Origin of the sequence: Bradyrhizobium sp. SHOUNA76 (genome assembly GCF_023006445.1) — a bacterium.
In the GTDB taxonomy this organism is placed as follows: Bacteria; Pseudomonadota; Alphaproteobacteria; order Rhizobiales; family Xanthobacteraceae; genus Bradyrhizobium.
Genome location: NZ_JALBHA010000394.1, coordinates 1 through 6,305 on the forward strand (window position 1 = coordinate 1; position 6,305 = coordinate 6,305).

Annotated in this window: 5 protein-coding genes; 1 reads left to right on the forward strand and 4 read right to left on the reverse strand. The window is 66.2% G+C overall.

The features are described from left to right. A partial coding sequence (locus MOV74_RS28635) for an ABC transporter permease (RefSeq protein ID WP_246929984.1) occupies window positions 1–1,684 on the reverse strand: 1,684 nt, incomplete at its 3' end. After that, complete coding sequence (locus MOV74_RS28640) at window positions 1,681–2,334, reverse strand: ABC transporter ATP-binding protein (RefSeq protein ID WP_246929985.1); 654 nt, start codon at window positions 2,332–2,334, stop codon at window positions 1,681–1,683. The genes MOV74_RS28640 and MOV74_RS28635, both read right to left, overlap by 4 nt. Before the next feature lie 152 nt (window positions 2,335–2,486). On the opposite strand from MOV74_RS28640, the gene MOV74_RS28645 reads away from it, so the two are divergent. Then, entirely contained in the window at window positions 2,487–3,824 is a 1,338-nt protein-coding gene (locus MOV74_RS28645) for an MFS transporter (protein WP_246929987.1), read from the forward strand. Window positions 3,825–4,026: 202 nt separating this feature from the next. Here the strand turns inward: MOV74_RS28645 and MOV74_RS28650 are convergent, their stop codons facing one another. Next, entirely contained in the window at window positions 4,027–5,742 is a 1,716-nt protein-coding gene (locus MOV74_RS28650; protein ID WP_246929988.1) for an amidohydrolase family protein, read from the reverse strand. Window positions 5,743–5,999: 257 nt separating this feature from the next. Beyond that, window positions 6,000–6,305 (reverse strand): MFS transporter (locus MOV74_RS28655; RefSeq protein ID WP_246929989.1); only part of this gene is annotated, 306 nt, incomplete at its 5' end.

Below are 6,305 nucleotides of genomic sequence, written 5' to 3' on the forward strand. Positions count from 1 at the left end.
CGGCGTCCAGCAGCGGCCAGCGCTCACGATAGAGCGTGTGGTCGGGCCGGCCGAGCAGTTCCACCGGCTGCCCCTGAACCAGCGCCTCGGCGCGGCCACCCGACAGGATCGCCTGCACGTCGCTGCGCTCGCGCAGCCAGTTTCGAATGGCGAGGGCCTGCGCATTGTCGGAGGTGCTGACGTAGACATCGGCTGCGAGCCGTCCATTCAGCCAGCCGATGAAGGTGCGGCTGAACGTCTCGACCATGGTTGACACGCCGACATTGACGGCGAGGGCGAGCAGCAGCGCCATCAGCGCGAGTGACAGCCCGGAGAGCTGCTGTCGGCTGTCCGCCCAGAACCACAGCGCGAGCGGCTTGCGCGCGGCGCGCTGACCCGCGAGCAGGAGCAGTTCGAGAAACGCCGGCAGGATCAGGGCCGCACCGAGCATCAGCGCCGCCAGCAGGCCAAAGCCCGCGATCAGTGATTCGCCATAGCGAAGCAACAGCAGAGCGACCGCGAACACGGCGCAGGCGGCCAGGCTCTGCAGGATCAGCCAGCGGCGCTGCCGCTGCTGCCAAGCGCGGGGCTGCGCCGTCGCCAGCACCGGCATTCTGATCGCCTTGACCAGGCTCGTTGCTGCCGCAACGAGCGCGCCCGCAATGCTGATGCCGATGCCGGCGAGCCACCATTCAGGCCGTAAGGTGAGCTGCCCCGGAATCTGTGCGCCATAGAGCCCACGCAGCGATGCCGCGACGTCGGGCAGGAGCACCGCCGCAATGAAATAGCCGCAGACGAGCCCGATCAGCCCGGCGACCAGGGCCAGCGCCACGAGCTCGATCACAAGCACGGTGTTGACCAGCCGCGCCGAGGCCCCGCAGGCGCGCAGCGTCCGCAGCATCGGCAGCCGCTGCTCGAAAGCGAGTCCGACGGCCGAGTTGACGATGAAGAGGCCGACGAAGAACGACAACAGGCCGAACGCCGTGAGGTTGAGATGGAAGCTGTCGGTGAGGCGCTCCAGCTCGGTCTCCGCAGTTGGCTCGATCAGCTGCAGTTGGTCGCCGACGACGCTTGCCAGCGGCGCAGGCTTGCTCTTCGGTTTGCCGAGCAGAAGCCGCGACACCTGGTCCGGCTTGTTCAGCAGACGCTGTGCCACGCCGATATCGACCACGAGCACGTCGGGCACAAGCTGCGGCAGTACGCGCAGCGGCGGCAATGTTGCGCCGTCGCTGGTCGGAGGCGCTGCGCCCTCCTGCTCCTGCAGATCGCTCAGCGTCTCCCGCGCCACCAATGTCCGGCCCGGCGGAGCAACAAAACTGCTCAAATCTGCAGTGCCAAGGCGCGGTGCGTTGCCGACGTCGATCGGCAGCGTCACCGGCTCAATCCCGAGCAGGCGTAGCGAACGTCCGTTGATCTGGACCCGGCCCTCCAGCGCCGGCGACACCGGCCAGCCGGCACGGCGGAGTTTTACGAACAACTCCTGGGGAAAGGTCGCGCTCGCAGGCGCAACCAGCATCGCCGTGCGGGCGCCGCCGAACGTCGCCGCGGCGCGGTCATAGGCGTTGCGGGCCTGCTGGTTGATGGCCTGGACGCCGCTCCACAGCGCGGTCGCCGCGATCAGCCCGACCAGAAGCGTCGCGAACTGCATCTTGTGACGCCGCCAATGGCTGAGCAGGACGGCAAGGACCCACAGCGCGCGCCTCATGCGATCTGTCCCGCATGCAGGGTCAGATGGCGGTCGAGCGTCGCTGCCAGATGCAGGCTGTGCGTCACCATCAGGAAACCGCAGCCGGTGCGCGCGACGAGATCGCGCGTCAGCGCCAGCACGTTCTCGGCGGTGGCTTCGTCCAGATTGCCGGTCGGCTCGTCGGCCAGCAGCAGCGACGGCTTCGTCGCCAGGGCACGGCCGATCGCGACGCGTTGCTGCTGCCCGCCCGATAATTGCTCTGGGTAACGTTTGAGCAGGGTGCCGAGCCCGAGCCGTTCGACCAGTTCTTTCGTCCAGGCCACATCGTGACGGTCGGCGATCCGCGCCTGAAAGGCCAGATTGTCCGCGACCGACAGGCTCGGGATCAGGTTGAATTGCTGAAAAACCAGGCCGATCCGGTCGCGCCGCAGCCTGGCGCGCCCCGCATCGGAGAGTTCTGTGATCTCGATATCCGCCAGCCGGATCGTGCCGCTATCGGCGGCATCGAGCCCTGCGATCAGATGCAGCAGCGTGCTCTTGCCGCTGCCGGATTCGCCGGTCAACGCGATGCGTTCGCCGTCCCTGAGGTCGAGATCGACGCCGCGCAGCACATGGACCGGTTCGCCGGCCGAGGAGAAGGTCTTGGAAAGGTTTCGGATGCTCAGCACGATGAACGACGCCGGACGGAATTAGCGGAATTGCTGCGTAGCACACCTGCCGGGGAAATGCTGGTTGCGTTGGTCTTGAAGCCGTTGTTAGCTTCCAAGACGGCCAAATCAGAAAAGTGCCAAAAGACCGAAAGACAAGGACGGGGAGATTCATGAGCGCTCAGGGAACGCCAGAGGCGGCGGCCAAGTCGGCGGGGGTGTCAAGCGCGACGCCAAAGGGCGCCTGGACCATCACCTTTCTCCTCTTCCTCTTCATGCTCGTGAACTTCGCCGACAAGATCGTCGTGGGTCTCGCCGGCGTGCCGATCATGACCGATCTGCAGCTCACCCCGGAGCAGTTCGGCCTGCTCGGTTCCTCGTTCTTCTTCCTGTTCTCGATCGCCGCCATCGTGGTCGGCTTCATCGTCAACAGGGTGCCGACGCGCTGGGTGCTGCTGGCGCTTGCGGTGGTCTGGGCGCTGGCGCAGTTTCCGATGGTCGGCACCGTGTCCTTCACCACGCTCCTGATCTGTCGCATCGTGCTGGGCGCCGGCGAAGGCCCGGCTTTCTCAGTCGCCGCGCACGCCATCTACAAATGGTTCCCCGATGAGAAGCGCACGCTGCCCACCGCGATCCTGTCGCAGGGCTCGGCTTTCGGTGTCATCCTCGCGGTGCCGGCGCTTAACTGGATCATCGTCAATCATTCCTGGCACTATGCGTTCGGCGCGCTCGGCGTCGTCGGCCTGATCTGGGTTTGTGCCTGGCTTGCGCTCGGCAAGGAAGGGCCGCTGGAGGACACGCAGGTCCTCGCCGCGACCGAGCAGAAGATCCCTTACTTGCAGTTGCTCACCTCGCGCACCTTCATCGGCTGCGTCGCGGCGACCTTCGGCGCCTATTGGGCGCTGTCACTTGGTTTGACCTGGTTCACGCCCTTCATCGTCAAGGGGCTTGGATTCTCGCAGAGCCAGGCCGGCTTCATCTCCATCCTGCCCTGGGTGTTCGGCGCCACCATCGTCATCCTCACGGGGTGGATCTCGCAGGTGATGATGGCGCGCGGCTACAACACCCGCGCGGCTCGCGGCGTTCTCGGCTCGGTGCCGCTGGTGATCGGCGGGCTGATCCTGGCAACGATGCCGCACGCTCAGGGCGCCGGCCTGCAGATCGCGCTGCTCGTGGTCGGCTCGGGTCTGTGCGGGGCGATCTACGTCGTCTGCCCGCCCATGCTCGGCGAGTTCACGCCGACCTCGCAACGCGGCGCCATCCTCGCGATCTACGGTGCGCTCTATACGCTCGCCGGCATCATCGCGCCGGCCGTGATGGGGGCGATGATCCAGCGTGCCGGCAGCACGATTGACGGCTACATGACCGGCTTCACCATCAACGCCGCGATCATGGTCGGCTCCGGACTGCTCGGCCTGCTCTTGCTCTGGCCCAACACGGAAAAGGCCAGGCTGACGCGCGGTGCCGCCGCGCAGGCGGCTGCGCTGAAGGGCGCGGTGTCGCCGACGTGAGGGGCAGGCTCTAGCCGCCCCAACCACAACTGCCGTCCCGGACAAGCGCAGCGCCGATCCGGGATCCATAGCCACAGAAAGTAGTTTGCCGAAGATTCGGAGTGACTAGCTTCGCGCCGCACTTCTCGCTGTGGTTATGGATCCCCGCGTTCGCGGGGATGCCACCGAGAATGAGGCGCGGCCTTCGCGCCTCACGCCGCGCCTAATTCATCCCCTGCGCGCCCCGAATCAGCTTCCCCGGCCGCCGTCCCGTCGCCTCGCCATGCCGCCGCGTCACCACGCCCGACACGATGGTGGCCTCATAGCCATCCACGTCCTGCAGCAGTCGCCGCCCGCCGACCGGCAGATCGTAATGCACCTTCGGCGGGTGCAGGTGCAGACGGTCATAGTCGATCACGTTGATGTCGGCCTTATAGCGCGGAGCAATAAGCCCGCGATCGGTGAGGCCGACCGAGAGTGCGGTCTTGCGTGACTGCGCAGCGACCACGAACGGGATCGTGAGCTTCTCGCCGCGCTTGCGGTCACGCGTCCAGTGCGTCAGCAGATAGGTCGGGAAGCTCGCATCGCAGATGATGCCGCAATGCGCGCCGCCGTCGGACAGACCCGGCACCGATTGCGGGTCGATCAGCATCTCGCGCGTCGCATCGAGATTGCCGTCGGAATAATTGAGGAAGGGCACATAGAGCATGCCGCGGCCCTCGTCCGACAGCATCGCGTCATAGGCGAGCTCTTCCGGCCGACGGCCCTGCTTGCGCGCCTGCGGGCCCAGCGCGTTCTCCGGCGGCTGCTCGTAGTCGGGGGGATCGCCGAGCAAAAACATCTTGTCGTAGTTCGGACGGAAGAACAGCGGATCGTCGGTCGCGGTCGCCGTCTCGCTCAGGATGGCTTTGCGCACCCCCGGCTGATGCAGTCGTGCCAGCCTCTCCCCAAGCGGCAGATGGGCGATTGCCTTGTAGCTCGGATGGGTCTGGAACGGATTGCGCGAGAGCTCGAGCCCGAGCAGCAGGCCGACCGGGCGGGCCGCGATCTGCGCGGTGATGGAGAGGCCGCGCTTCGCCGCCGCGTTGATCTCGTCCAGCGTCTGGCGCCAGCGGTTTGGTGCCCTGTCGTTCTGGGTGATCGAGAACGAGATCGGGCATTTCGTCGTGTCGGCGACCCGCAGCATCATCGGCAAATCTTCGTGGATGGTGGAGAGATCCAGCACGAATTGCAGCACGCTGCGGCCCTCAGCGTGCATCGCGCCGGCGATCGCAGTGAGCTCGTCCTCGCCCGCCTTCAGCGTCGGCGTGAAATCGCCGGTCGAGGTGCGGTGATTGAGCGTGCGCGAGGTCGAGAAGCCGAGCGCGCCGGAACGCACAGCTTCGCCCGCGAGCTTCGCCATCGCCGCATTGTCTTCTGCGGTCGAGGGATCGCGCCGCGCGCCGCGCTCGCCCATGACGTAAACGCGCAGCGCTGCATGCGGCAGCTGCGCGCCGACATCGATGTCGAAGTCGCGCTTGGCCAGCCAGTCCATGTAGTCCGGAAAGCTCTCCCACGCCCAGGGGATGCCGGCGCTCAGCACCGGCTCGGGAATATCCTCGACACCTTCCATCAGCTGGATCAGGCGGATGTGGTCATCAGGCTTGCACGGCGCGAAGCCGACGCCGCAATTGCCCATGATCGCCGTGGTGACGCCGTTTTGCGAGGACGGCGTGATGTCCTGGCTCCAGGTGACCTGGCCGTCGTAATGGGTGTGCACGTCGACGAAGCCCGGCGTGACGAGCTTGCCGCGCGCGTCGATCTCTTCGCGGCCCTTTGCGGCGACCTTGCCGACCTCGGTGATTGTCCCGCCGTTGATGGCGACATCAGCCTCAAACAGCTCGCCGCCGCTTCCGTCCGCGACGGTACCGCCGCGGATGATCAGATCAGGGGTGCTCATTGGTGCTTCTTCCCGGTTTGTTGTTGCTTGTTTTGCACGTCTCGCTCAGCTGTCGTCCCGGACAAGCGAAGCGCCGATCCGAGACCTCCGCGCGAGCGCTTGCGCTCGTCGCGATAACCACATGGACTTGTTTGGCGAAGACCCGGAGTGACCAGCTTCGCGCTACGACTCCTCCCTGAGGTTATGGGTCCCTGCGCCCCGTGCGCAATTGCGCGCTAGGCAGGGACGACAGTTGAATTCGTGGCGAGACCAACCGCTCAATTTGCAGAAGCTTCCCGCTTCCGTTCCGTGAACGGCGACAGCACCACCGTTGCCAGCATGAACACCACGGACGCGCCGAACACCCAATGCGGCGCGTTTTGGTCCATGATCCAGCCGAACAGCAGTGGTGAGACGATGCCGCCGAGATTGAAGCCGGTTGAGACGATGCCGAAGGCGCGGCCTGCTGCGCCCGCGGGCGCAGCGTTGCGCACCAGCATGTCGCGCGAGGGTGCAATCACGCCGGAGAGGAAGCCTGCGAGCGTCATCGCGGCCGTCAGCGCCCAGCCCGGCAGCGTCACGAG